23 protein-coding genes are annotated in these 25,049 nt (G+C 70.0%); 3 read left to right on the forward strand and 20 right to left on the reverse strand.

Going from position 1 to position 25,049, the window contains the following annotated elements:
• Positions 1-31 precede the first annotated feature (31 nt).
• The 13 genes from ACFWRT_RS27265 to hxlB all read right to left on the reverse strand — a co-directional run bounded on the left by ACFWRT_RS27265 (position 32) and on the right by hxlB (position 12,888).
• Positions 32-685 (reverse strand): MBL fold metallo-hydrolase, encoded by a 654-nt coding sequence (locus tag ACFWRT_RS27265; RefSeq protein ID WP_380952874.1) that lies wholly within the window; start codon positions 683-685, stop codon positions 32-34.
• A gap of 12 nt (positions 686-697) precedes the next feature.
• Positions 698-1,960: a bifunctional 3-oxoadipate enol-lactonase/4-carboxymuconolactone decarboxylase PcaDC gene (pcaDC, locus tag ACFWRT_RS27270; RefSeq protein ID WP_380952938.1), complete on the reverse strand. Its 1,263-nt coding sequence runs from the start codon at positions 1,958-1,960 to the stop codon at positions 698-700.
• 196 nt (positions 1,961-2,156) lie between these two features.
• The gene (gene tal, locus ACFWRT_RS27275) at positions 2,157-3,284 is read right to left on the reverse strand and encodes a transaldolase (protein WP_380952875.1); all 1,128 of its coding nucleotides are present in this window, start codon (positions 3,282-3,284) and stop codon (positions 2,157-2,159) included.
• 188 nt (positions 3,285-3,472) lie between these two features.
• Positions 3,473-4,210, reverse strand: a complete 738-nt coding sequence (locus tag ACFWRT_RS27280; protein ID WP_380952876.1) for a beta/alpha barrel domain-containing protein — start codon at positions 4,208-4,210, stop codon at positions 3,473-3,475.
• 1 nt (position 4,211) lies between these two features.
• A complete protein-coding gene (locus ACFWRT_RS27285) occupies positions 4,212-4,772 on the reverse strand; it encodes a YciI family protein (RefSeq protein ID WP_380952877.1) in 561 nt (186 codons plus the stop codon).
• Positions 4,773-4,842: 70 nt separating this feature from the next.
• Positions 4,843-5,835 (reverse strand): zinc-dependent alcohol dehydrogenase family protein, encoded by a 993-nt coding sequence (locus ACFWRT_RS27290; RefSeq protein WP_380952878.1) that lies wholly within the window; start codon positions 5,833-5,835, stop codon positions 4,843-4,845.
• A 68-nt stretch (positions 5,836-5,903) separates the two neighbouring features.
• The gene (locus ACFWRT_RS27295) at positions 5,904-6,680 is read right to left on the reverse strand and encodes a triose-phosphate isomerase (protein ID WP_380952879.1); all 777 of its coding nucleotides are present in this window, start codon (positions 6,678-6,680) and stop codon (positions 5,904-5,906) included.
• Between the two features lie 37 nt (positions 6,681-6,717).
• Complete coding sequence (locus ACFWRT_RS27300; RefSeq protein ID WP_380952880.1) at positions 6,718-7,494, reverse strand: HAD family hydrolase; 777 nt, start codon at positions 7,492-7,494, stop codon at positions 6,718-6,720.
• 23 nt (positions 7,495-7,517) lie between these two features.
• On the reverse strand, positions 7,518-9,755 hold the full coding sequence (locus ACFWRT_RS27305) for a glycoside hydrolase family 65 protein (RefSeq protein WP_380952881.1): 2,238 nt from the start codon (positions 9,753-9,755) through the stop codon (positions 7,518-7,520).
• The gene (locus ACFWRT_RS27310; protein ID WP_380952882.1) at positions 9,739-10,551 is read right to left on the reverse strand and encodes a triose-phosphate isomerase; all 813 of its coding nucleotides are present in this window, start codon (positions 10,549-10,551) and stop codon (positions 9,739-9,741) included. The genes ACFWRT_RS27305 and ACFWRT_RS27310 overlap by 17 nt, the downstream gene beginning before the upstream one ends.
• Positions 10,548-11,177, reverse strand: coding sequence for an HAD-IA family hydrolase (locus ACFWRT_RS27315; protein ID WP_380952883.1), 630 nt, complete (start codon positions 11,175-11,177; stop codon positions 10,548-10,550). The genes ACFWRT_RS27310 and ACFWRT_RS27315 overlap by 4 nt, the downstream gene beginning before the upstream one ends.
• Before the next feature lie 74 nt (positions 11,178-11,251).
• The gene (locus ACFWRT_RS27320; RefSeq protein WP_380952884.1) at positions 11,252-12,259 is read right to left on the reverse strand and encodes a sugar phosphate isomerase/epimerase family protein; all 1,008 of its coding nucleotides are present in this window, start codon (positions 12,257-12,259) and stop codon (positions 11,252-11,254) included.
• A 5-nt stretch (positions 12,260-12,264) separates the two neighbouring features.
• Positions 12,265-12,888 carry a 6-phospho-3-hexuloisomerase gene (gene hxlB, locus ACFWRT_RS27325; RefSeq protein WP_381121363.1) on the reverse strand — a complete coding sequence of 208 codons (624 nt, stop codon included), beginning with the start codon at positions 12,886-12,888 and terminating at the stop codon, positions 12,265-12,267.
• A 772-nt stretch (positions 12,889-13,660) separates the two neighbouring features.
• Here hxlB and ACFWRT_RS27330 point away from each other — a divergent pair.
• The 3 genes from ACFWRT_RS27330 to ACFWRT_RS27340 are packed head-to-tail and all read left to right on the forward strand — an operon-like array spanning position 13,661 to position 18,093.
• The gene (locus tag ACFWRT_RS27330; protein ID WP_380952886.1) at positions 13,661-15,361 is read left to right on the forward strand and encodes a glycoside hydrolase family 13 protein; all 1,701 of its coding nucleotides are present in this window, start codon (positions 13,661-13,663) and stop codon (positions 15,359-15,361) included.
• A gap of 42 nt (positions 15,362-15,403) precedes the next feature.
• A complete protein-coding gene (locus tag ACFWRT_RS27335; RefSeq protein ID WP_380952887.1) occupies positions 15,404-16,402 on the forward strand; it encodes a TIGR03885 family FMN-dependent LLM class oxidoreductase in 999 nt (332 codons plus the stop codon).
• Positions 16,399-18,093: an alpha-amylase family protein gene (locus tag ACFWRT_RS27340; RefSeq protein ID WP_380952888.1), complete on the forward strand. Its 1,695-nt coding sequence runs from the start codon at positions 16,399-16,401 to the stop codon at positions 18,091-18,093. The genes ACFWRT_RS27335 and ACFWRT_RS27340 overlap by 4 nt, the downstream gene beginning before the upstream one ends.
• 49 nt (positions 18,094-18,142) lie before the next feature.
• Here ACFWRT_RS27340 and ACFWRT_RS27345 read toward each other — a convergent pair whose 3' ends face one another.
• The 7 genes from ACFWRT_RS27345 to ACFWRT_RS27375 all read right to left on the reverse strand — a co-directional run bounded on the left by ACFWRT_RS27345 (position 18,143) and on the right by ACFWRT_RS27375 (position 25,020).
• Positions 18,143-18,919, reverse strand: coding sequence for a uracil-DNA glycosylase (locus ACFWRT_RS27345; RefSeq protein ID WP_380952889.1), 777 nt, complete (start codon positions 18,917-18,919; stop codon positions 18,143-18,145).
• Positions 18,920-18,994: 75 nt separating this feature from the next.
• The gene (locus ACFWRT_RS27350) at positions 18,995-19,591 is read right to left on the reverse strand and encodes a hypothetical protein (protein ID WP_380952890.1); all 597 of its coding nucleotides are present in this window, start codon (positions 19,589-19,591) and stop codon (positions 18,995-18,997) included.
• Positions 19,592-19,749: 158 nt separating this feature from the next.
• Positions 19,750-20,916, reverse strand: a complete 1,167-nt coding sequence (locus ACFWRT_RS27355) for an ROK family glucokinase (RefSeq protein WP_018514736.1) — start codon at positions 20,914-20,916, stop codon at positions 19,750-19,752.
• Between the two features lie 133 nt (positions 20,917-21,049).
• The gene (locus ACFWRT_RS27360; RefSeq protein WP_380952891.1) at positions 21,050-21,895 is read right to left on the reverse strand and encodes an ATP-binding cassette domain-containing protein; all 846 of its coding nucleotides are present in this window, start codon (positions 21,893-21,895) and stop codon (positions 21,050-21,052) included.
• On the reverse strand, positions 21,892-22,938 hold the full coding sequence (locus tag ACFWRT_RS27365; RefSeq protein ID WP_380952893.1) for an ABC transporter permease: 1,047 nt from the start codon (positions 22,936-22,938) through the stop codon (positions 21,892-21,894). The genes ACFWRT_RS27360 and ACFWRT_RS27365 overlap by 4 nt, the downstream gene beginning before the upstream one ends.
• The gene (locus ACFWRT_RS27370) at positions 22,935-23,939 is read right to left on the reverse strand and encodes a sugar ABC transporter substrate-binding protein (RefSeq protein WP_463288384.1); all 1,005 of its coding nucleotides are present in this window, start codon (positions 23,937-23,939) and stop codon (positions 22,935-22,937) included. Before ACFWRT_RS27370 ends, ACFWRT_RS27365 begins: the two co-directional genes overlap by 4 nt.
• 319 nt (positions 23,940-24,258) lie before the next feature.
• The gene (locus tag ACFWRT_RS27375) at positions 24,259-25,020 is read right to left on the reverse strand and encodes a GntR family transcriptional regulator (protein ID WP_380952895.1); all 762 of its coding nucleotides are present in this window, start codon (positions 25,018-25,020) and stop codon (positions 24,259-24,261) included.
• Positions 25,021-25,049 lie beyond the last annotated feature (29 nt).

Consider the following 25,049-nt stretch of genomic DNA (forward strand, 5'->3'; position numbering starts at 1 on the left):
TAGCGGCTCCCACTGACAGCGGCCGCCGGGCTCACAGCTCGGTGGTGCCGCCCGGGGCCAGCCGGCCGTGGTCCGCGCCGCCGAGGGTGCCGATCTGGTGGTCGTAGATCGGCCGCGCGAGGTCGGTCAGCAGGGCGTCGTGGACGTCGATCGCGCGGCGCGGCTTGACCTCGCGTACGTAGTCGATGACCTCGGAGATCTTGCTCCAGGGGGCCATGACCGGCAGGAGCAGGGTGTCCACGGGGCGCTCGGGGACCGTGAGCGCGTCGCCGGGGTGGAAGACCGAACCGTCCACCAGGAAGCCGACGTTGGTGATCCTCGGGATGTCCGGATGGATCACCGCGTGCAGCTCCCCGTGCACGGTGACGTCGAACCCGGCCGCCGAGAACGCGTCACCGTGGCCGACCGTGTGCACGCGCCCCGGGAAGGCGGCCGAGAGCTGGTCGGCCACGCTGCGCAGGGTCCAGATCTCCGCCGCCGGATTCGCCTCCAGCCCCGCCCGGAGCCGGGCCTCGTCGAAGTGGTCCGGGTGCTCGTGCGTGACGAGCAGGACGTCGGCGCCGAGGGCCGCGTCGTCCTCGGAGAAGCCGCCCGGGTCGATGACCAGGACGCGCCCCTCCTTCTCGATCCGCACGCAGGAGTGGGTCTTCTTGGTGAGCGTGAGTGGCTGAGGCGATGCGTTCATGGCTCCATCCTGCTACGCGGGCGGGGTCGTTTCCTCCTGGATCACGGATTGCGCGATGGTGAAGGCCGCGCCTGCCGCCGCGATGCCGCAGTAGACGGCACTCTGGAGGAGAACCTCCTTGATCTCGGCGGGCGTCAGGCCGTTGCGCAGGGCGGCCCGGGTGTGCGCGGCCAGGCCCTCCAGGTGGCCGGAGGCGACGAGCGCGGTGAGCGCGACGCAGCTGCGCGTACGCCGGTCGAGCCCGTCCCGGCTCCAGGCCTCGCCCCACTCGTACCGGGTGACCAGCTCCTGGAAGTCCTCGGTGAACGGGTCGGTGGAGGCGTTCACGGCGTCGACGTGCGCATCCCCCAGCACCTCGCGGCGCACCTTCGTCCCGCGCTCGTGGCGGCTGACCCGCTGCGGACCCACGGCCTCGGGCGCGTCGGGTGCCGCCGCGATCTCGGCGAGCGGGGCGAACGGCGTGGCGGGCGTGGCAGGGCCGGGGACGAGCGGGATGGCGGGGGCCGTGGTGGGCGCGTCCTGCCAGGCGGTGGAGAAGTGCGTCAGGAGCAGGTCGCAGACGGCCGCGGGCTGCTCGACCGGGGCCAGGTGCGAGGCGCCGGGGACGAGCGCGAGGCGGGCGTCCGGTATCCCGGCGACCAGGGTGCGCGCCTCGGCGGGGCCGGTGACCTGGTCCTCCGCGCCGACGAGGACCAGCGTCGGGACGCCGATGCGGCCCAGGTGGTCGCGGATGTCGAACGCGGCCAGCGCCTCGCAGGCCGCGATGTAGCAGCCGGGGTCGGTGGTGCGGACCATCTGGACGGCCCACTCCACGATGGCGGGCTGCGCGGCGGCGAAGCCGGGGGTGAACCAGCGTTCCGGCGCGGTGCGGGCCATCGGCTCCAAACCGTTGGTGCGGACGATCACCCCGCGCTGCCGGAACTCGTCCGCCGTGCCGAACCGGGGCGAGGAGGCCACCAGCGCAAGCGAGGCCACCCGCTGCGGGTGGCGCAGGGCCAGGTCGGCCCCGACGGCCCCGCCGATCGAGCAGCCCGCGTACCCGAACCGCTGGACACCGAGCCCGTCGAGGGTGGCGGTCAGCCGGTCCGCGAGCTCGGCGACGGAGGGCGCGGCGTGGGCGGGGGCGCCGCCGTGACCCGGCAGGTCGTAGCGCAGGACCCTCCAGTGCTGGGTCAGCTCGGGTATCTGGCGGTCCCACATGAAGCTGGTGGTGCCGAGGCTGGGGCCGAGTACCAGCCATGGGGCGCCTTCAGGGCCATCTATCTGGTATTTCATCGTCGGCGTCTCTGTGCCACTCACGTCTCACACGCTCTCACATCGCCATTTCTCACGCGTCCCACCCTCCACCATGACCAGGCCACCCCACGTCCGAGCGCCCCACCAGGCCCCTTGACCGCCGGTACAGACCGCTGAGGGCCGATCTCCGGCCTGCCTGATCGGTCCCGCAACCGTACGGCTTCCGGCGTTCGGCTCAGTCGTCCTCCTCCCCGGTCGGCTGCATGCGGGTCCGCAGAACCTCCTGGATCTCCTGCCACGCGTCTTCGAAACCGGTCACGGCCTCCTCCTCCAGACGGTCCGCCACGTTCTCGAAGGAGATGCCGATCATGTCCAGGCCCCGTACGGCTGCCCGGGCGTCAGGTACTTCCGTACCGAGCGGTTCGCCCGGGACCGTGCCGTGATCGGCGACCGCTTGCAACGTCTTCTCCGGCATGGTGTTGATGGAGCCGCGCAGCGCGAGATCGGTGACGTAGCGTGTATCGGAGTACCGCTCGTCCTTGGTGGCGGTGGAGGCCCACAGCAGTCGCTGGGGACTGAGGCCGGGGTGTTCGCGAGCGAGCGCCTTCCACCTGCTGCCACTGTGCAGTTCGGTATGCGTTTCCTGGGCGAGGTGGGCGTGCGAGAGGGCGATGCGGCCACGCAGCGCGTCGGCCTCGGGCGTCCCCACCGTGTCCAGTTCCCCGTCGATGGCGTCGTCCAGCCGGGCGAGGTAGAAGGAGGCGACGGAGCGGATCGCCGTGAGGTCTCTTCCTTCCGCGGCGGCGCGTTCCAGTCCCGCCATATACGCCTCGGCGGCCTTGCGGTACCGGTCCAGGGAGAAGATGACGGTGACGTTCACGGGGATGCCGCGGGACACCAACTCGGTGACCGCGGGGAGCCCGGCGTCCGTGGCAGGGACCTTCATCATGACGTTCTGTCTGCCGACCATCCAGTGGAGCAGGCTCGCCTCCGCCACTGTCGCATCGGTGTCGTCGGCGTAGAAGGGGTTCACTTCGAGGGAGACCCAGCCGTCGTGGCCGCTCGTTGCCTGGTGGATGGGTGCCAGCAGGTCGGCGGCGTCCCGGACGTCCATGCAGGTGAGTACGCGCAGTGCGTCGGCGGTGGAGAAGCCCGAGCGCGCGAGCATGCGGAGGGTGTTGTCGTACCCCTCCCCGTCGTCCAGTGCCTTTTTGAAGATGGACGGGTTGGTGGTCACGCCGACGACATGCCGGTCTTCGATCAGCCGTCGTAGATCTCCGCTGTCGAGGCGGGAGCGGCTGATGTCGTCCAGGTAGAGGGAAACACCGCGTTCGCTCAGCTCTTTCAGTGCGTCGTACGTCATCGGTCCTCCTTCGTGGGTGTGCGGGCGTCGGGATCGTGGAGGGGTGTTGCCCCTCCGGGCGGCGCGGCCTCTCCGGTGCGGAGAGGCAACGACGGGAATGCGGTTTCCTTCGAGCCGGACGGGTCCACCGGATGCGGGTGGCGAGACTCCGCGGGGTGAGGCGTTGTATCGGTCGGCTTGTCCGGGGGTCAGGGTTGCGGTCGGGAGGCTTGCCAGGCCAGGTGCCCTGCGGAGACGGCGTCGGCGAGCGAGCGCGCGGCCGTCTCCTGGTCGTGGGCGGAGAAGATGACCTTGGCCGAGGCGACGCCGGCGCAGCCCATTTCGAGCGCCTGGCAGGCGTCGGCAGCGGTTCCGATGCCTGCGCCCGCGAGGACGGGCACGTCCACGCGGTCGAGGATGAGCCGGAACTTGAGGGGATTGGCGATGCCCTGGCCGGACCCTGCAGGTGATCCTTGGGGCATCAGACCGGCGCAGCCGAGCTGAGCCAGTTCCACCGCGAGTCCGGGGTCGTCGGAGATGAGCGGGAACACTTCGAAGCCCTCGCTCACGAGTTGTTCGGCCGCGCGCAGCAACTGGGCCGGGTTGGGCACGTTGTACTCGGGGTCCTGGGTGAGGATCAGTTTGACCCAGGCGCGGTCGACGAGGGCTGCGCCGTGGTGGGCCGCGCGGACGGCGTCCTCCGCGTCGGCGGCGTCGACGGTGTTCGGGAGAACGTGGACACCGTGCTCACGCAGGACTTCGTAGGTGTCCGAGGCCGCTGCTCCGAGGTCGGTGGAGATCTTGATCGTGGCCGACTCGATCGCGCCCGCCTCCAGGACCGCTCCGAGATGCTCCAGCGGCGCGTCCTCGGGTATGGCGAGCATGAGTCGGGAACTCAGCTCGGTGGAGCCGAGCTGCCAGGTGTCGTGGGTCTGGTTCTGTTCCATGTCAGCCTCCCGGGGTCAGAACGGCCAGCCGGACGCTGGTGCCCGCCACCAGTGGGGCGGCCCACTGTTCCTGCGGAAGGACCTCGCCGTCCACGGAGACGGAGACCGCGTCACGGTCGACACCGTGGTCCCGGCAGATCTCGGTGACCAGGAAGTCGAGCGTGGATGTTCCGACAAGATCGCGGTCGACATCGTTGACGACCACACGGACGGTGGCGGAGCTCTCGTCCTCGTCATCGGTACCACCGGGTACGGAAGTGGTGGCACCGAAGTCGTTCAGCACATCGGACAGCGGTTGATTCGCCGCAAGCTGCGACACCAGGCCGATGATCTCCCAGGTCACCAGACCTTCGGCGAACAGGGGTTCGTCCTCCAGGTACGTGCGTACTTCGTCCTCGTCGTCGCTTGCGGCGATGACGAAGCCGCCGGTGCGGGGTTCGCGCCTGCCGCCGAAGACGAAGTGGTTCTCGGAGAAGTGGTGTTCGACCCATCGGCGGTGTCGCGGGAGAGCTTCGTCGATGGCCTTGGTCGGCACGGTATAGGTGTTGAGCAGGAGAAACATGGTGTACCTCCGGATTCGGTGCGTCAGGGGGTGGCTGAAGCTCGGGTGCTCCGGTCTCCTCGACCGGTCTCTAGTGAGGGACGGTGATGACGATCTTTCCTATCTGGGAGTTGCCTTCCATGTACCGGTGGGCGTCGGCGATGTCGGCGAGATCGAAGGTCGTGTCGATGGTCGGAGTGACCGCACCGGTGGCGAGACCGGCGTTGACGAAGGCCACGCCTCTTGCGAGACGTGCGGGGTCGGTGGTGATTTCGAAGACGGCGTAGGTGCGCGTGCTCAGGGCCGGGAAGCTCTTGGCGTTCGGGAGGGGTGTGGGGCGGGGGTCGAGCGCCCCGTAGACCAGGAGCTGCCCGCCGGGGCTGACAGCTTTGGCCAGGGTGTCGACCTGCGGCCCCGCGACCGGGTCGAAGGCCAACTGCACTCCCCCGCCTTCGGTGATGTCCCTGATGCGGTCGTCGAGGTTCTCGTCGTCGGTGACGATGACGTGGGAGGCGCCGGCTTCGAGGAGGCGTTCCTTCTTGTCGGGGGTTCGGGTGGTGGCGATGGGAACGGCCCCGATGCGCTGGGCGGTCCGGATCGCGGCGAGCCCCACGCTGCCGGACGCGGCGGTGATCAGGACGTGGTCGCCGGGCCGGGTGCGGTCTTCCTCGACGAGGGCGCCGTAAGCGGTGAGGTGGGCCATCCACACGGCGGCGGCCTTCTCCGGGGCGAGGTCCGGGGGGCGGGCGACGACGGCGGCGGCTGGGACCAGGACATGGTCGCCGTAGGTCCCGTATTCGGTCTGCAGGAAGGTGGGGAGCACACTGACGGGGTCGCCGACGGCGAACCCGGACACATCGTCCCCGATGGCTTCGACCTGCCCTGCCGCCTCGTACCCGAGGCTGGAGGGAAGGAGGGGCGGGTAGAAGTAGGCACCCTCCCGGTACATGATCTCGGCCCGGTTGAGGCCGATGGCGTGCACCTCGATGAGCAGTTCACCCGGGCCGGGTGCGCCCACGTCGACCTCTCTCAGTTCCAGGACCTCGGGGCCGCCGGTCTTGTCGAATTGCACTACTTTCGCCATCCTCTTCTCCTTGGTCTCCCGGAGTTCGTCCGTGGATGCTCACGCGGCCCTGCGCGTGGCGCCGTCGGTCACCGGGGCGCCACGTCCCCCGAATGCCGGGCGGGCGCCTGGGTCAGGAGCTCGGCCGTGACTTCGTGCAGCATGTGGGGGTCCTGGGCGGCTCGGCCGACGGCGATTCCGTCCCACGGGGCTGCGTCGCGCAGGGTGGTGTAGGTGCCGGGAGTGACGGCGCCCCCGTACAGGAATCGGGTTGCGTGCCGGGGCAGGGCGGCGTGCAGGGCGTGGAGGACCGTGGCCGCGTGGCCGGGGTCGGCGCCGTGGTCATTCCCGATGGCCCAGGCGGGCTCGTAGAGCACGAGGGCAGGTCGGGCCGGGTCGAGTCGGGCGAGAGCCGTCTGCGCTTGCCCGGCGGCATGGGTAGCTGCGGTGTCGGCCGGGACGTGGCTGTCTTCGCCCACGCAGATCAACGGCGTCATGCCCGCTTCGGCGACCGCGGCGGCCTTTCGGGCGACGAGGGCGTCGTCCTCGTCGAAGAGCCGGCGGCGCTCGGCGTGGCCGAGCATGACGTGGCCGCAGCCGAGCTCTGCGAGCAGGCCGGCGGAGACCTCGCCCGTGGCGGCGCCGTCGCGGTACCAGCAGTTCTGGGCGCCCGCCGAGACGCCGCTGTCCTGCAGATACCGGAGGGTGCCGGGAATGAGGGGGTAGGGGACACAGGCAACGAACGACAGGCGGGCCAGTGCGGGTGCGTGGGGCAGGATGACGTCATCGAGCCATCGGGTGGTCTGGTCACGGCCCAGGTTCATCTTGGTGCTGGTGAGACTGATCGGGGCGGCGGTCGGGGTCATGGAGGATCTCCAGATGCTGCCGTGAATCCGTCGGGACTCAGGTAGGGGTCCGACGGTCGTGGGCGGTTGAGGGGCGGAGCAGTTCGGCCAGGTCGTCGACGACGAGATCAGGGCCGGGTTCGGTCAGGTCTTCGCGCCGGTCGCACCGGTCGATCGCCACGATCCATCCGAAGCCGCCGGTCACGGCCGCTTGGATACCGGTCGGCCCGTCCTCGAACACCGCAGCCTCGCCGGGTGCTACCCGCAGTTCGGACGCGGCCTCGGTGTAGGGGTCGGGGGCCGGTTTTCCGCGCAGACCGCGCTCCCGGACCGTGTGGCCGTCGATGCGCCTGTCGAAGAGGCCGTCGGCGCCGCATGCTTCGAGGACCTGTGCGCAATGGGAGCTCGCCGAGACGACGGCTGTCCTCATTCCGGCTCGGCGGACGGCATGGACGAAGCGGATGGTGCCGGGATAGACCTCGATGAGTTCGTCGTCGAGGCTGCGGGTGAGCAGTTCGTCCTTGCGGTTGGCGAGAGCGTGCTCGCTGCCCCGGCCGGGCGGGTCGTGGCTGTCGCCCGGCGGCAGAGGGATGTTGCGGGAGGCGAGCAGGTGGTGCACAGCCGCGTGGCGGGGCATCCCGTCCACATGGCGCACATAGTCGCCGAGGCTGAAGGGGCGTCCCGCCTCTCCCCCGTACCCGCCGAGGAACGGATCGAAGGTTCGTTTCCAGGCCTGCCGGTGCTGCACATCGGTTTTGGTGATCACACCGTCCAGGTCGAAAAGGCAGGCCCTGATGGAGCCGGGCAGGTGCGGGATCGGTGCGCTGTCGGGCATGGTCCGCGGACTCCGGACTGTGTTCATGCTGTCGGCCCGCCTTTCGTCGGGGCTGCGCGGCCATCCAGTGCGGCGGCCAGCGCGCCGAGGTGGATGCCGTAGCGGGGGTCCTGGTCGGGATGGACGTCCACGGCGCCCGCGAGCCTGTGGAAGTGCTGGGCTTCGGGGTGGCCGATCCGGCTGAGTACGCGAGCGTGGACCGGTGGGCTGAGGGTCGAGCCGTGGACCGTGCGCGGCAGGTAGTGGTCCACGGTGTCGCGCCAGTTGTCGGCCGTGAGCCGGTATCCCAGGTGAGCGAACCTGGTGCGGAGTTCCTCGGTGTCGAAGAAGTAGCCGAGCATCAGGACATCTGCTTGTTTGGCCACTTGGTACTTGTTGGGGTGGTCGTCCTCGTCGGCGAGGATGCGGTCCAGGCGTTGCAGGTTCCCGTAACGCTGCCGGTAGGCGTCCAAGTCGAGCGGTGCCAGGTCTTCCCATCCCGAGAACTGGCTGATGACACCCCGGTGGAAGGGCACGTGGAGGCGGCGGGAGATCTCGTCCCAGTGGGCCGGTTCGTCCGCCGACAGCCCCAGGAGCTCGGCGAGTTCCTCCCGACGGGTGGCCGACAGCCGCAGCCACAGGGTGTGGGCGTGGCTCAGGACCCAGGAGGCGGTGACATTGGTGTAAGCGTTGTCGCGCAGTCCTGGCCGGCCCGCCCCGGGGTAGCCGTCGTGGAATTCGTCGGGTCCCATGACGCCGTCGATGTGGTAGCGATGGCCGGCGGGGTCGAGGCGCGCGATGTCCGCCCAGAAGCGGGCGACCTGCAGGGTCATCTCCGCGCCCCGGCCGTGCGCGTAGGCGGTATCGCCGGACGCGCGGACATAGAGGTGGACGGACAGGACGACGGCGGACCCTATGTGACGTTGCAGCGCACTGTTGTCGGGCATCCAGCGGCTGTCCGCGGGGTTCATGACGAAGGGGACGGTTGTTTCGGTACCGTCCTTACCACTCTGCCACGGGTACATGGCTCCGCGCAGACCCTGTCCTGCGGCAGCCCGGCAGGCTGCGGGCAGGCGCCGGTGGCGGTAGTCGAGTGCCGCGCGCGCCGTGTGAGGGAAGTGGCGGGCCAGCCAGGGCATGACGAAGACCTCGTCCCAGAAGATCCTGCCCCGGTACTCCTCGCCGTGCAGTCCGCGGGAGGCGATGCCTGTGTCGAGGTGCCGGGTGTGGGGGGAGCAGCTTTGCAGGAGGTGAAACAGGTGCAGGCGGCGCAGAGCGCGGGAGGGTGGCCGCTGTACAGGGGGTGCCGGCGTGGTGGTGCGCGCGGGGGCTGTCGGTTCGTCCGTCTGCTTCCACAGGAGGTTCCAGGCGTGGCGGTGTTCGACGACGAGCCGGGCCGGCGGGGGCGCGTTGCGCAGGCTGCGCAGGGCGACGTGACGCAGGCCGTTCTGGGCGAGGCGGGCGGAGGTGTGCAGGGAGATGGTCTTGTCGGCGGTGAGGGTCTTCCCCGGTCCCAGGACGATGTCGTGCTGAACGGCGATGCGGCCCGGGGTTCTGACCAGGCGACCGGCGCTCGGGCGCCTCCGCCCGGGCGGGCGGAGGCGGGTGCTGGCCGCAAGGGCGACGGCGATGTTGCTTCCGGTGGTCTGGGTGGTCAGCCAGAGGGGGCCTGAGCGGCCGGCCTGGCCGGTCTCGGTGGCGGTGAGGTGTTGGCCGCTGAGGTGTCCGTACCGTTCGACCTGACAGTTGGCGACCGTGGCGTCGAGGGCTGTTTCGACCTGAAGGGTGCCGTGCCAGTTCTCGCTGCCGAACCGCAGCCGCAACAGCGCCAGGTGCGGACGGGTCATGTGTACCAGGCGAATTTCCTGCACCTGCGTCCGGCGGCCGTCGGCGTCGGTGAGACGCATGGTGCGGCGCAGGAGGCCGGAGCGCATCAGCAGCGTCTGGTGATAGTGCTCCACCGTCGCCGTGTCCGGGGAGAGCCAAGGACCGGGCGGTGCGTCCGAGGGCAGGATCCGGAACCGCAGGGGAAGCCAGTTGGGCAGGTTGACCCGCTCCTCGACACAGACGCGGCGGCCTTCCACGGTCTCTTCGATGTGGTCGAAACAGCCGGCCAGGTAGGTGCCCGGGTAGTGGGCGGAGGTGTCCGTACCGGCGGCCGCCGAGCAGGCGCCCCGCGTGCCGAAGACACCGTTGCCGAGAGTCAGGAGGGTTTCCCGTCGGCCCTCGTCCGCCGGGTCGTAATCGGCGTAGTTCCAGGTCCAGTCAGGAGAGGCGGGCATGTTCGGCCTCCCCCTGTACGGGCGGGTCTGCGAGTATCTCCTCGATCACGGTCCGGCGCGCGGTGGCGTCGATGCCGGCCTTTCCCAGGGCGAGGCCGTCGAGGCGGGTGCCCTGGCGCACGGTCTTCCACGTGCCGGGGGCGACCGCGCCTCCGTACAGGGTGCGGACGGGGCCGGGGCGGCCGGTGGTGAGGGCGGTGAGCATGCGTTGCACGACGGTGATGTGTTCCGCGTCCGCGGCCTGCTGTTCCCGGGACGCCCACAGCGGTTCGTAGAGAACGACCAGGGGCGCCGCGGCGGGCAGTTGTTCCAGGACGGGCCGGACTTGGGCGGTGACGGTGGAGGCGGCGTCCGTCGGGGTGAGGCGCTCGGTCTCACCGGCGCACAGCACGGGAGTGAGACCTGCCTCGGCGCCACGGGTGGCTTTTCGGGCCGCTGTTCGGTCGTTCTCCCCCAGTGACCGGCGGCGCTGGTGGTGGCCGATCATGACGTAGGTGCAGCCGAACTCGGTGAGATGGGACGCCGGCGTCTCCCCGGTGATGCCTTCGGGCTCGGCCGCGCAGTCCTGGCTTCCGTACGCGATGCCGGTCTCCCGGAGCGCGTCGCGGGTCATGGAGAGCATGAGGGTGGGCACCAGCGCGAAGAACCCGGCCGGGGCGAGGACATCGGCCTGGGCCCTGAGCCCGGCGAGCCAGCCGGGGAAGTCCTGGGGGGCGGTCACCGTTTTGGTGTTGGTTCCGGTGAGAGGTACGGGTGGGCGGGGCGCGAGATCGAGCGCGTCGGAGTTCACGGTCACGGGAGGAGTCCTCGAGGTTCGTCGTGGGGTCCGGTGAGGCCGGCGAGGAAAGTGTCGAGGCCGGCGGGGTCGGTGTAGGCGTGTGAGCGGATGCCCAGGGCTTCCGCCGCGTCGGTGTTCTCCGGCTTGTCGTCGATGAACGCTGTCTGTGCCGGCTCCAGTCCGAGCGTGCGCAGTGCGTGGGCGTAGAGGCCTTCGTCGGGTTTCAGGATCTGGATGTCGCAGCTGTAGATCTGCGCTTCGTAGTCGGCGAGAGCGGGTGCCTGCCGCAGGGCGGCTGCCAGGTCGGCGGGTGCGTTGGAGAGAATGGCGGTGCGGATGCCCCGGTTCTTGAGTGCCCGCGCCGCTGCGGTTGTCGTTGTGCGGGTGTGGAGCCAGTAGCCGATGTCATCGGCCCACAGTTGCTGGATGCGGTCCGGATCCCAGGTCGCGCCTGCCGAGCGGGCGACCCGCTGCCAGTAGGTGGGTGCGTCGAGGCCGTTGTCGTAAGCGCCGCGTTCGGACCAGTAGGCGGGCCAGAAATCGTCGGGCGGTATGTCGAGTTGTGCCTCCATCGCCGACCGGTCACCGCCGTCCGGCCCTGCGGCGACGACGCCGGCGAAGTCGAAGAGGACGCATCGCGTCACATCCGCGGTGATTGTCCCTTGATCAGACATGGGAGATTGACTCGCTTTCTGGGTCTTGAGTACGGCCGGGAGAGTCAGCTGTCACCGAAGTCGGCGTCGAAACGGCCTGACGATGTGATCGCGGTGAGTCGTCTTACCTCGGCCAGCGCTTCTGGAGCGGCCAGGAGTCGGTCGTAACCCGCGTCCTCCCACTCGACGGACACGGGGCCTTCGTATCCGATGGAATTGAGGACGCGCGCGCACACTTCGAAGTCGATGTCGCCATGGCCCACCGATACGAAATCCCATCCCCGGCGGGGATCGGCCCACGGCAGGTGGGAACCGAGCACGCCGTTGCGGCCGTCGGCGTGCAGCTTCGTGTCCTTGAAGTCGACGTGGTAGATGCGCTCGCGGAAGTCGTAGACAAAGCCGGCCAGGTCGATTCCCTGCCAGAGGAGGTGACTCGGGTCGAAGTTGAGGCCGAAAGCCGGCCGGTTGCCGACGGCTTCGAGAGCACGGCGGGCCGTCCAGTAGTCGTAGGCGATCTCCGTCGGATGCACCTCCAGCGCGAACCGCACGCCCACCTCGTCGAACACGTCGAGGATCGGGTGCCAGCGCCGGGCGAAGTCGTCGAAGCCGTCGGCCACGAAGTCCTCACCGACAGGGGGGAACATCGCCAGCGCGTGCCAGATGGATGACCCTGTGAAGCCCACGACGGTGTCGGCTCCCAGGACGGCGGCCGCCCGGGCCGTCGCCTCGACCTCCCGTGCCGCGCGGCGGCGTACTCCTTCAGGCTCGCCGTCCCCCCAGACCCGATCCGGGAGGATGCCACGGTGCCGCTCATCGATCGGGTCGCAGACCGCCTGGCCCACCAGGTGGGCGCCCAGCGTGAACACCCGCAGCCCGTACCGGTCGAGGGTGGCCTTCAGCTCAGGCAGGTAGTCCGGGTCACCGGTGGCTCGCCCGATGTCGAGGTGGCGGGGGCACGCGGCTATCTCCAGCCCGTCGTAGCCCCAGGTCGCCGCTTTCGCGCAGAGCTCTTCGAACGGTAGGTCAGCCCACTGCTGCGTGAACAGGGTGATGGGCCGGGCTGCTGTCGGCATCGTGGTCACTCCAGATTGGTGTGCCGGTCGAACATCGCTTCCTCGTCCACCCGGTCGGTGTGCTGAAGGGCGAGTACGACGCAGTCGAAGAACAGATAGGCGCCCTGCTCGAACAGTGTTCCGATGAACTGGGCGGAGCGGTCCTCCTCGTGGTCAGCGCTGTATTCACGCAGCGGCACGACCAGGTCGGCGAGGCGTGCCCCCTCGGATTCCGGGTGGGATGTGACGGTCACGATGCGCGCGCCCGCCTTCCGGGCACTCTCCGTCAGCTGGACGACCGTCGGCGTGCCGCCCGATCCGGAGCAGGTGATCACCAGGTCGTCCGAATCCACCGCCGGAGCTGTCACCTCGTCCGCGCAGTGCGCCTGGTAACCCAGGTGCATGAGGCGCATGGCGAAACTCTCGACGGACAGGCCGGAGCGGCCGGCACCCACGACATAGACGCGTGCCGCCCGGTGAATCTCCTCGGCGAGGCGTTCCACCAAGGCCTCGTCCACCGAGGCCAGTACGGCGTCGAGTTCCCGCAGCACGGTACGGCGTGCCCAGGCAAAGGCTCTCTTCACATCCGTGTCGTTCTCACCGCCGGGGCATGGAGCAGTCTTGTTGGGCATCGTTCCGGGCTTGACCATGGCCGTCTCGTCTCCAGACGCGAAGAAGGCAGCCTGTGCTGACCGTGTTTCTGATGGGGCGACAGTGCAGGGGCTGCGGCCTGCTGCGGCCGTCGGGCACGGCTTCAAGGCTGCCCCGTATTCACGAGTACGGCAAATGGAGACATATGGTTACTTTGGGTTGCATCTCACGTGTCGGATGGTGATTCGCGTATGCCAGGACTCAGGGCGGACTCAACCGCCCTAGTTACGCGCAAGATTGACGGACACTCACTCCTCGGCCTCAAGGAATCTCGATCCGCACCCCGCGATGTCCCGCGCACTCAGCCCAGGCACATCCGCATCCGGACGAGCGTGACCGCCGCAGCCGTTCACCGCCGGAATATTGGGCACAGGACGCAACCCGTCACTTACGTACACGAGATCGGTATCCGCGCAGCGGACAGCCACCGGTCCTCCACCTATACGCGCCCTCACCACATGCCTTGCCCACGACGAGGAGGATCCGAGTCGGTTAAAACAGGATTTCTCGGGTATCAGTACGACATTGTCCCTGTGCTCACCGAGAGACGTACGGGCCCACCCGACGGCACGCGACCGCGACCGCGACCGCCGGACGCTCGACCCTCTCCTTCCAGCGTTTCCCGCTGCGCCGGCCGGACCGGACGGCTCACGTCCGGCGGCGATCGCGTCATGTACCCGGGCATTCCCATGGCCGGCCGTCGCTACGAGCGCCGTGTCCGGGGAAGGGAATCCACGACGCGTGATTCCCGAGGCGAGAGAAGGATCTCCTATGGCGGGCGGTAGTGAAGCGCAGGACAGCGGTGCGTGGTGGCGGTCCTCGGTCGTCTACCAGGTCTATCCCCGCAGCTTCGCCGACTCGGACGGGGACGGCATCGGCGACCTGGCGGGCCTCACCGGCCGACTGGACCACCTCGCGGAGCTGGGCGTCGACGTGCTGTGGCTGTCCCCCGTCTACCCGTCGCCGCAGGACGACAACGGCTACGACATCAGCGACTACCAGGACATCGACCCCGTCTTCGGTGACCTGGCGGCCTTCGACCGGCTGCTCGCCGCCGTGCACGAGCGCGGGATGAAACTGGTCATGGACCTGGTCGTCAATCACACCTCCGACGAGCATCCCTGGTTCCAGGAGTCACGCGACCCGGACAGCCCGAAGCGTGACTGGTACTGGTGGCGTCCGCCGCGTGAGGGCGGTGAACCCAACAACTGGGGGTCGTTCTTCTCCGGCTCGGCCTGGGCCCACGACGCCGCGAGCGACGCGTACTACCTCCACCTGTTCTCGCCGAAACAGCCCGATCTCAACTGGGAGAACCCCGAGCTGCGGCAGGCCGTGTACGCCATGATGCGCTGGTGGCTGGAGCGCGGCATCGACGGCTTCCGGATGGACGTCATCAACCTCATCTCCAAGGATCCGGAGCTGCCCGACGGCGAACTGCTGCGCGACGGCCCGTACGGCGACGGCTCGCCCCACTACGTCTGCGGCCCGCGCATCCACGACTACCTCCAGGAGATGCACCGTGAGGTGTTCGCGCGATATCCCGGCCGGCTGCTCACCGTCGGCGAGATGCCCGGGGTGACCGTCGAGCAGGCCCGGCTGTTCACCGATCCGGCGCGGGCCGAACTGGACATGGTCTTCCAGTTCGAGCACGTCGGCCTCGACCACGGCAGCGGCAAGTTCGATCCCCGCCCGCTGCGCCTGACCGATCTGAAGGCGTCCCTGGGCCGCTGGCAGACGGGCCTCGCCGACGTCGGGTGGAACAGTCTGTACTGGAACAACCACGATCAGCCCCGCGTGGTCTCCCGGTTCGGCGACGACGGGCCCCGCCACCGGATACGGTCCGCGAAGATGCTGGCCACCGTCCTCCACCTGCACCGCGGCACACCGTACGTCTACCAGGGCGAAGAGCTGGGCATGGCCAACGCGCCCCTGCGTAGCATCGAGGATTTCCAGGACATCGAGTCACTGAACCACTACGCACAGGAGCTGCGTGCCGGAAGGGAGCCCGAGGACATCCTGCCCGGGCTCCGGGCGATGGGCCGGGACAACGCCCGTACCCCTATGCAGTGGGACGCTTCGCCGCAGGCCGGCTTCACCACAGGCACCCCCTGGCTGCCGGTCAACCCCGACCACACCGAGATCAACGCCGCTGCCGCCCGGACGGATTCCGACTCCGTCTACCACCACTACCGGCGGCTGATCGCCTTGCGGCACAGTGAACCGACCGTCGTCCACGGCGACTTCACCATGCTGCTGCCGGACGACGAGCGGATCTACGCCTTCACCCGCCGCCACGGTTCCACGACCCTGCTCGTCGCCGGGAACTTCACCGGCGAGACGGTCGACGTGGAGCTGCCCGACGGCTGGGAGGGAGCCGAACTCGTCCTGGGCAACGGCCCGTCCGTCCCCGCTCCAGCCGGCCGACTCGCACTCGCGCCATGGGAGGCGAGGGTGCACCGGCAGAAGCTCTGACCCCGTGCCGGTGTTCGCGGTGGCACCGGGTACCCGCATCCCATGACCGTCTACGGATTCCACGCCTCGCACGAACAGGTGCCTCCCGCCCAGCTGTTGGCGGCGGCCGTCCACGCGGAGAGCGCCGGCTTCACCGCCGCCATGTGCTCGGACCACTTCTCGCCCTGGAGCGTCCGGCAGGGCGAGTCCGGCTTCGCGTGGTCCTGGCTCGGCGCCGCGCTCCAGGCCACCGACCGCATCCCGTTCGGAGTCGTCAACGCACCGGGTCAGCGGTACCACCCGGCGATCATCGCGCAGGCCATCGGCAGCCTGGCCGCCATGTACCCGGGCCGCTTCTGGGCGGCGCTGGGCAGCGGGGAGGCGTCCAACGAGCACATCACGGGCGCGCGTTGGCCGCGCAAGGAGGTCCGCAACGCACGGCTGCGCGAGTGCGTCGACATCATCCGGGCGCTGCTGAACGGCGAGGAGGTGAGTCACGACGGCCTGGTGGTCGTGGACCGGGCCAGGCTGTGGACCCGCCCCGAGACCGTGCCACCGCTGGTGGGCGCCGCGTGCAGCGAGGCCACCGCCCGCTGGTGCGCGGAGTGGGCCGACGGGCTGATCACCGTCAACGCGCCGCACGAGAAGCTGCGCCGGATCGTGGACGCGTACCGCTCGGCCGGGGGCACCGGGCGGCTGCACCTCCAGGTCCACCTCAGCTGGGACCCCGACCTGGAGACCGCCCGCGCCGTCGCCCACGACCAGTGGCGCACCAACGTCCATGGCCCGCCGATCAGTTGGGACCTGGACTCGGCGGAGCTGTTCGACGGCGTCAGCGAGCACGTCACGCCCGAACAGGTCGGCGGCTCCGTCAACATCTCGGCGGACCTCGGCCGGCACGCGGCCTGGCTCCAGGAGTACGCCGACCTCGGCTTCGACGTGGTCATGCTGCACCACGTCGGTCGGGAACAGAGCCCCTTCATCGACGCGTTCGGCGCCGAGGTGCTGCCCCGGCTCGATGTGACCCGCCCTGAGCCCTACCTCGTGGAGAGTGCCCGATGAGGCTGACCCGGACCTCCGACCTGTGGTGGAAGAACGCCGTCGTGTACTGCCTGGACGTGGAGACGTACCAGGACGGCAACGGCGACGGGACCGGCGACTTCGCCGGGCTGACCCAGCGGATCGACCACCTGGTGCGCCTGGGCGTCACGTGTGTGTGGCTGATGCCCTTCTATCCGACCCGGGAGCGCGACGACGGCTACGACATCACCGATTTCTACGGTGTCGATCCGCGGCTCGGCACGCTCGGTGACTTCACCGAATTCGTGCGGACGGCCCGCGACCGGGGCATCCGGGTCATCGCGGACCTGGTGGTCAACCACACCTCCGACCACCACCCGTGGTTCCTGGACGCCCGGTCCAGCCGGACATCCGCCCACCGCGACTGGTACGTCTGGGTCGACTCGCCGCCGGAGGACGGCCCCGAGGGCGTGGTCTTCCCCGACTCCGAGGACAGTGTGTGGGAGCTGGACGAGACCACCGGCCAGTACTACCTGCACCGCTTCTTCAAGCAGCAGCCCGACCTCAACGTCGCCAACCCGGCGGTACGGGACGAGATAGCCCGCATCATGGGTTTCTGGACGCAGTTGGGGCTGTCCGGCTTTCGCGTCGACGCGGTTCCGTTCCTGCTGGAGACCGACGGCCAGGAGGACGCGTTCCGCCTGCCCGACCCGCACGAGTACCTCGCCGATCTGCGAGCCTTCCTCGGGCGCCGCAACGGTGAGGCCGTGCTGCTCGGCGAGGTCAATCTGCCCTACCCCGACACCGCCACGTTCTTCGGGGAGCCGGAGTCCGGCCGGGGGGACGAGCTGACCATGTGCTTCGACTTCATCGGCATGCAGCGGATGTACCTGTCGATGGCCCGGGGCGAGGCGGGACCGCTGGCCGCCGCCCTGCGGGAGCGCCCCGCCGCGCCCCGCGACGCGCACTGGGCGACCTTCGTCCGCAACCACGACGAGCTGACGCTCGACAAGCTCGACGACGACGAGCGCGCCGAGGTCTTCGCGGCCTTCGGCCCGGACGAGGACATGCAGCTCTACGGCCGTGGCCTGCGCCGCAGGCTGCCGCCGATGGTGGAGGGCGACCGGCGCAGGATCGAACTGGCCTACAGCCTGCTCTTCACCCTGCCGGGCACCCCCGTGCTCTTCTACGGCGAGGAGATCGGGATGGGTGAGAACCTCGCCGCCGGAGGCCGGCAGGCCGTACGTACCCCGATGCAGTGGACCGCCGACAAGGGGGCCGGCTTCTCCAGCGCGGACGCCCACGCCCTGCCCAACCCGGTCGTGGAGGGCGCGTTCGGACCGAAGCGGGTCAACGTGCAGGACCAGGCGCACGAGGCGGATTCGCTCCTCGGGCGGATGCGGACGCTGATCGAGCGGTACCGCGAGGCACCCGAACTGGCCTGGGGCACGTACGAAGTGCTCGACGCCGACGACCCCGGCGTACTGGCGCATATCAGCTCGATCCCGGAAGGGGCGGTGCTGGCGGTGCACAACTTCTCCGACCGGGCGGTCACGGCGGCCATGACCGTCCCCGGGCTGAAGGGCGGCCGCCTGCTCACCGACCTCCTCACGGGCGGCACGGTGAAGTCGGCGGCCGGGGGCGTCGTCCGCACCGAGCTTGAGCCGTACGGCTACCGCTGGCTGCGGGTGAACACCCCCCTGGACGACCCGGAGCGGGTGACCGACGTGTGAGGAGCCGCCGGGCTCCTGTGGCGGTACCGGCTCATATGGCGGAACGGGCTCATGTGGCGATCCGGGCGATGGCGGCGGCCTCGCGGAACACCTCGACCAGCATGGGCATGGTCAGGCGCCCGGTGAAGGTGTTGCGCTGGCTGGGATGGTAACTGCCGAGCAGGTGCAGCTCCTGCCGGCTCCCGGTCGCCGGCAGGACCACCCGGGCGCCGTGGCCGAAGGCGGGACGCGGACGGGGCAACTCCCATCCCGCTCGGGCGAGGACCGGCAGGAGCGCCTGCCAGCCGAAGCCGCCGAGGACGACGACCGAGCGCAGCCGCGGACTCAGCAGGTTCAGCTCGGCCTCGAGCCAGGGCCGGCAGGTGTCGCGTTCCCCGGGCGTCGGCCGGTTCTCCGGGGGCGCGCAGTGCACGGGCGAGGTCAGCCGCACGCCACGCAGCCGGAGCCCGTCCCCGGCGTGGCCGGAGGACGGCTGCGAAGCGAGGCCCAGCGCGTGCAGCGCGGCGAAGAGGAAATCGCCCGTCGCGTCCCCCGTGAACATCCGCCCGGTCCGGTTGCCGCCGTGAGCGGCGGGTGCCAGCCCCACCACGGCCAGCTTCGCGTCCGCCGGGCCGAAGCCGGGCACCGGTCGTGCCCAGTACTCCTCGTCTCGGAAGGCGGCGCGCCTGACCTCGCCGACCTCCTCCCGCCAGGTCACCAGCCGCGGACAGGCCCGGCAGTGCGTGACGAGAGCGTCGAGCTCGCCGAGCCCGGTGCAGGAGGCCGCGTGGTGGGCAGGGAACCCCGGGTCGTCGGCCGCCGGTGCCGGGTCCGCCGTATCGTCCATGCCGGGCACGCTACTGCCGCGGCCGTCGAGGCGTCGTGCGGCCGACGGAGCGGCTCGGACCGGAACGGAACGGGGTCACGGGGTCGCCGCGGAAACGACATAGACGACAGGACTGGCCGGGTCGGTCATGTTGACCGTGATGGTCTGGGTGGGGCGCGGCTTCTTGTTGGTGTGGGTGATGCCGGCCCAGTTCTCGTTCGGGCTGAAGTACCACCCGGTGATGGCGATGTCCCGGGAACTGATGTTGACCACCCCGGGCTCCAGGGCCGCGCGGCCGGTGCCGACGCCGTTCAGGAAGCGGTCGAGGCCGGCGGAGGTCGTCCGGAACTTCGCGTACATCCGGCTGGCTTTCCAGTTGTTCGTCTCGTAGTACTGGACGCCGATCCCGTTGCCGGGGATCGGGAGCTCGAAGATCCGGCGCTGCATCTTGGAGGGCCAGCCCTCGCGGAGGCCCACGGCGGCCGCCTCGGCCTCCTTGTCCTTGCCCGAGCGGCGGCTCTGGCCCGCGGAGACGAGGAGGTAGCCCGCCGGGATGCCGATCAGCAGGACGATGATCGTGGCGGTGATGAACCGCCGCCGGAAGACCCGCCGGGGGCTCTCGGGCGGCTTGCCCGCGCCGCCGCCCGGCGACTCGGACTGGGGCGGCGCCACAGGATGGTCGGCTGCGATCATGATCAGGAGGTCCCTCGTGCTGCGGAGCGGAGTACGTCAGGCGCGGAGGCCGGTCGGGTACGGGGGCTGGGTCGGAGTCGGGGTCGGAGTCGAGTACGGAATCGGGTGCGGGTCCGAAGGCGCGTACGGAGCTGAGACGCCGGGCGGGCCGTCGCGGTTCAGTCGACCGTACGGGTGGAGCGGGTGTTGCGGATGGTGCTCGCCGCCTGGTCGTAGATCTGCGCGTACCGCTCGTACCGCTCGACGCGGCGCCGGTTGGCCCGGCGGAAGCGGCGGGCCACCAGCCGGGCGAGGTCCGCGGCGCCGACCATACCGGCCTCGGGGCCGAGCTGTGCCTTGGCGATCTTGGCCTCGGGGCGGTAGCCGCGGCCGGTGAGGTGGCGCTTGAAGGCGTCCCGGGCCGGGTTGATCAGGAGGTCGTCGGCGGCGCTGACGCCGCCTCCGATGACGAAGCAGGAGGGGTCGAGCGCGGCGGCCAGGTTGGCGATGCCGACGCCGAGCCACTGGCCGATGTCCTGGAGGAGCTCGATGCACATGGCATCGCCCTCGCGGGCCAGTTCGGTGATGAGCGGGCCGGTGATGTCGGCGACGTTGCCCTTCACCCGGTCCAGCAGATAGTGGGCGACCGGCGAGTCGGCGGCGGCCAGCTCCTTGGCCTCCCGGACCAGGGCGTTGCCGGAGCTGTACTGCTCCCAGCAGCCCCGGTTGCCGCAGGGGCAGCGGTGGCCCGAGGGCACGACCTGCATGTGGCCGAACTCACCGGCCACGCCGTACTTGCCGCGCTTGACCTGGCCGTCCTCCAGGATCGCGCCGCCGATCCCCGTACCGAGCGTGATCATGACGAGGTGGTCCTCGCCGCGCCCCGCGCCGAAGCGCCACTCCGCCCAGGCGGCGGTGTTGGCGTCGTTGTCGACCATGACCGGGACGACGAGGCGGGAGGCGATCGCGTCGCGCAGGGGTTCGTCGCGCCAGGCTAGGTGCGGGGCGAACAGGACCTTCGAGCGGTCCGCGTCCACCCAGCCCGCAGCGCCGATGCCGACCGCGTGGACGTCGTGCCGGTCGGAGAGGTCCAGGACCAGCTCGACGATGGTGTCCTCGACGACCTTGGGGCTCTTGGACTTGTCCGGGGTCTCGGTGCGCAGCTGTTCCAGGATGTTGCCGTCGGCGTCGACGACGCCCGCCATCACCTTCGTACCGCCGATGTCGATCCCGACCGTGGGGACGCGGGGCGCGGTGAGGTGCGAGCGGCGTTCCTTGGTGCCGACGGTCTTGAGGACGGTGGCGCGGGCGGAGCCGCGGTCTGCGAAGTCGCGGTACGTGCTCATCGTCCCTGCGGGGTCTGGGGGGCCGGGCCGCTGTCACGGTCGGCGGCGGACGGCGCCCGCCGCGCCCGATTCTGCCACTGCCGGGCCCCCGGAGCGGTCGGCCGGGGTCGGCCGCGCCGGGGCGGGTCGCCGGTCAGGATCCTTCTTCGGTGGCGGCGGAGGTGCCCGGGAGCGTGGGGGTCGGAGTGCGTTCCAGCTCGTGGCTGAGCTCCTCCAGCTCGCTGCCGCCCGCCATCTGCCGGGTCAGCTCGTCGAGCGTGACGTCGTCCTTGGTGTGGCTGCCGGACATCGCCCCGCGCTTGAGGAGGATGAACCGGTCGCCGACGAGATGGGCGTGGTGGGGGTTGTGCGTGATGAGGACCACGCCGAGCCCGGCGTCGCGGGCGGCGGCGACGTACTTGAGGACCACCCCGGACTGCTTGACGCCGAGAGCGGCGGTCGGCTCGTCGAGGACGAGGACCTTGGCGCCGAAGTAGACCGCGCGGGCGATCGCCACGCACTGGCGCTCACCGCCGGAGAGCGTGCCGATGGGCTGGTCGACGTCGCGCAGGTCGATGCCCATGCGGAGGAGTTCCGTACGGGTCGTCTCGCGCATCTTCTTCACGTCGAGGCGCTTGAAGGGGCCGGCGCCGGTGGTCGGCTCGGAGCCGAGGAAGAAGTTCCGCCAGACCGGCATGAGGGGGACGACCGCGAGGTCCTGGTAGACGGTGGCGATGCCCCGGTCCAGGGCGTCGCGCGGGTTGGCGAGGGCGGTCTCCTCGCCGTCGATCAGGAAGCGGCCGGCGTCGTGCCGGTGCAGACCCGCGATGATCTTGATGAGGGTGGACTTGCCGGCGCCGTTGTCGCCGAGGACGCAGGTGATCTCGCCGGCGTGGACCTCCAGCGAGACGTGTTCCAGGGCCTTGATGTTGCCGTAGAACTTCGATACGTCGTCCAGCTCGACGAGGGGGCCGGCCGGCTTCTCGGTGGTGGCCGTCATGACGTCGCCTCCGCGCGCTTGCGCACCCACGCGTTGAGCAGGGTGGCCAGGAGCAGCATCGCTCCCAGGAAGAATTTGAACCAGTCCGGGTTCCACTCGGCGTACACGATGCCCTTGCTGGTCATGCCGAAGATGAAGGCACCGACCGCCGAGCCGATCGCGGAGCCGTAGCCGCCGGTGATCAGGCAGCCGCCGATGACGGCCGCGATGATGTACGTCAGCTCGTTGCCGACGCCCTCGCCGGACTGGACGACGTCGTAACTGAAGAGCAGGTGCTGGCCGGAGATCCAGGCGGCGAACGCGACGCCCAGGTAGAGCCCGATCTTCGTACGGATGACGGGGACGCCGACCGCGCGGGCGGCGTCGGCCTCGCCGCCGACGGCGAAGATCCAGTTGCCGAAACGGGTACGGAGGAGGATCCAGGTGGCGAGCGCGACGAGCCCGATCCACCAGAGGATCGTCACCTTGAACTCGATGCTGCCGAGGGTCAGCGTCGAGGCGAACAGGGCGCGGGCGGACTCGAAGCCCTCCATGTCGCCGATGGCCTTGGTGGAGACCGTGCCGCTGATCAGCTTGGTGAAGCCGAGGTTCAGACCGGTGAGCATCAGGAACGTACCGAGCGTGATGATGAAGCTGGGCAGTTTGGTGCGGGTCAGCATGAAGCCGTTGAACGCGCCGATGGCGAGCGTGACCAGCAGGGACACGAAGACGCCGACCCAGACGTTGGCCGTCATCTGGTAGCTGAACATCGAGGAGATCAGCGCGGAGCTGGTCACCAGGACACCGGCGGAGAGGTCGAACTCGCCGCCGATCATCAGCAGCGCGACCGGGGCGGCCATGATGCCGAGGACGGAGGCCGCGTACAGGACCGTGCCGAAGCTGGAGGCCTGGAGGAAGCTGTCGGCGACGATCGCGAAGAAGAGGAAGACCGCTGCCGCGCCCACGACCGAGCCGAGCTCGGGGCGGCCGAGCAGCTTGCGCAGCGGCGAGGTGCGGACGAGGCGCTCGTCGAGCTGGTCGGGCGCGGCGGTGGAGCCGCTCATCGGGTGCCCCGCTTGGTGTAGTCGGCCAGGGCGTCGGCGTCGTCCTTGGTGATGATCTGCGGGCCGGTCAGGACGGGCAGGCCGCCGCCGAGGACGTTGCGGTTGGAGCGGTAGAGCCAGAGCAGGTCCACGGCCTCGTACCCCTGGAGGTAGGGCTGCTGGTCCACGGCGAAGCCGAGCTTGTCGGTCTGGAGGCCGGTGACGACCTTGGCGTTGAGGTCGAAGGTGTCGACCTCGGCCTTGCTGCCCGCCGTCTGCTTGGCCTGGACGGCCGCGTCGGCGAAGGGGGCGCCGAGGGTGACGACCGCGTCGATGCCCTTGTCGGACTGGAGCTTGGCCTCGATGGACGCGGTGACGTCGGGCATGTTGGTGCCGTCGACGTACAGGTTCTGCATCGTGCCGTCGAAGGTCTTCTTCGCGCCGGCGCAGCGCTGCTCGTGGCCCACGTTGCCCTGCTCGTGCAGGACGCAGAGGGCCTTCTTGCGGCCGCGCTCGTTCAGCTCGTCGCCGACGGCCTCGCCGGCGATCGACTCGTCCTGACCGATGTGGGTCAGGGCGCCGAACTCCTTGGACTCGGCGGAGCCGGAGTTCACCGTGACGACCGGGATGCCCGCCTTGACGGCCTTGGCGACCACGGCCTTCATGGCGTCGGGCTTGGCCAGCGAGACGATCAGCCCGTCGACCTTCTTGTCGATCGCGGTCTGGACGAGCTGGGCCTGCTGGTTGGCCTCGTCGTTGTGCGAGTAGAGGAAGTTGATGTTGTCCTTGACGGCCGCCTGCTCGGCGCCCTTCTGGACGATGTCCCAGAAGGTGTCGCCGTCGCCCGAGTGGGTGACCATGGCGAAGGTCCAGCGGGGCGTGTTCACCGCGGCCCGGCCTTCGGCGGCCTCGGCCGCGCGCTCCTCCGCCCGCTTGCCGCCGGTGCTGCTGCATCCTGCGGCGGCCAGCACCACTGCCAGGACGGCGCCCAGCGCGCGTACCCCTGTCCGAACCCTTACCACGACGCGGTGCCCTTCTTCTTTTTCTTCCGCTGCTGCTCGCTGTGCGCTTGACCTGGCCGGGGCGTACGGTCCCGGGCCGGCTGCCCAGTATCCCCGAGGCCTGCGGACTGCCGCCCGGCAGGGGCGGTGCGCCTCTTTTCTGCCCGTCCGGGGCTCACCCCAGCCCGTCCGGGGTTCGCCCACCCCAGCCCGTCCGGCGTTTGAGGACGGAACCGTCGATGGGGGGATCGGTCGCCTTGGGGGAGCCGTGCCCCAGGAATCCTCTGCCTGCGGGCGCACCAGCGCAAGGGTTCCGTCCTCAAACGCCGGACGGGCTGAATTAGCGCGCCAGGAGCTGGAAAGTGAACGTGTAGCGCGACGCCCGGTAGACGTGGGACGCGAACTCCACCGCACGGCCCGTGTCGTCGTACGTCGTCCGCTCCATGGTCAGCAGCGGCGCCCCCGGCTCCTCGTCCAGGGCCCGGCCCTCCCCCGCCGTGGCGGCGCGGGCGCCGACGGACTGGCGGGCGCTGTGCAGCGTGATGCCCGAGGCCCGCATCATCCGGTAGAGCCCGGTGGCCTCCAGCTCCTGCGCCGTGAGGGCGAGCAGGCCCGTGGGGAGGTGGTTGCGCAGGAGGGCCATCGGCTCGTCGTGGGCGTAGCGCAGCCGCTCCACGAGATGGACCTCGGTGCCCTCGGCGACTCCGAGCGCGCCGGCGATCTCCGCGGTGGCCGGTTCCATGGCGGTGCGCAGGACCTTGGTGGCGGGGCGCTGGCCGGCCGCCTCCAGGTCCTCGTAGAGCGAGCTGAGCTCCAGCGGCCGGCGGACCTGGCTGTGCACCACCTGGGTGCCGACGCCCCGGCGGCGGACCATCAGCCCCTTGTCGACGAGCGACTGGATGGCCTGGCGGACAGTGGGCCGGGAGAGACCGAGACGCGCGGCGAGCTCGATCTCGTTGCCGAGCAGGGTGCCGGGGGCCAGCCGGCCCTGTTCGACGGCGGCCTCCAGTTGCTGCGCCAATTGGAAGTAGAGCGGCACCGGGCTGGTGCGGTCCACACTCAGCGGCAGCGGCTGCGGCTGATCGGCTCCTTGTGCGGTCACGGGGCGAGCCTAGTTCGATTGTCCGGACA

Source organism: Streptomyces cyaneofuscatus (genome assembly GCF_042718795.1).
Lineage (GTDB): Bacteria > Actinomycetota > Actinomycetes > Streptomycetales > Streptomycetaceae > Streptomyces > Streptomyces cyaneofuscatus_A.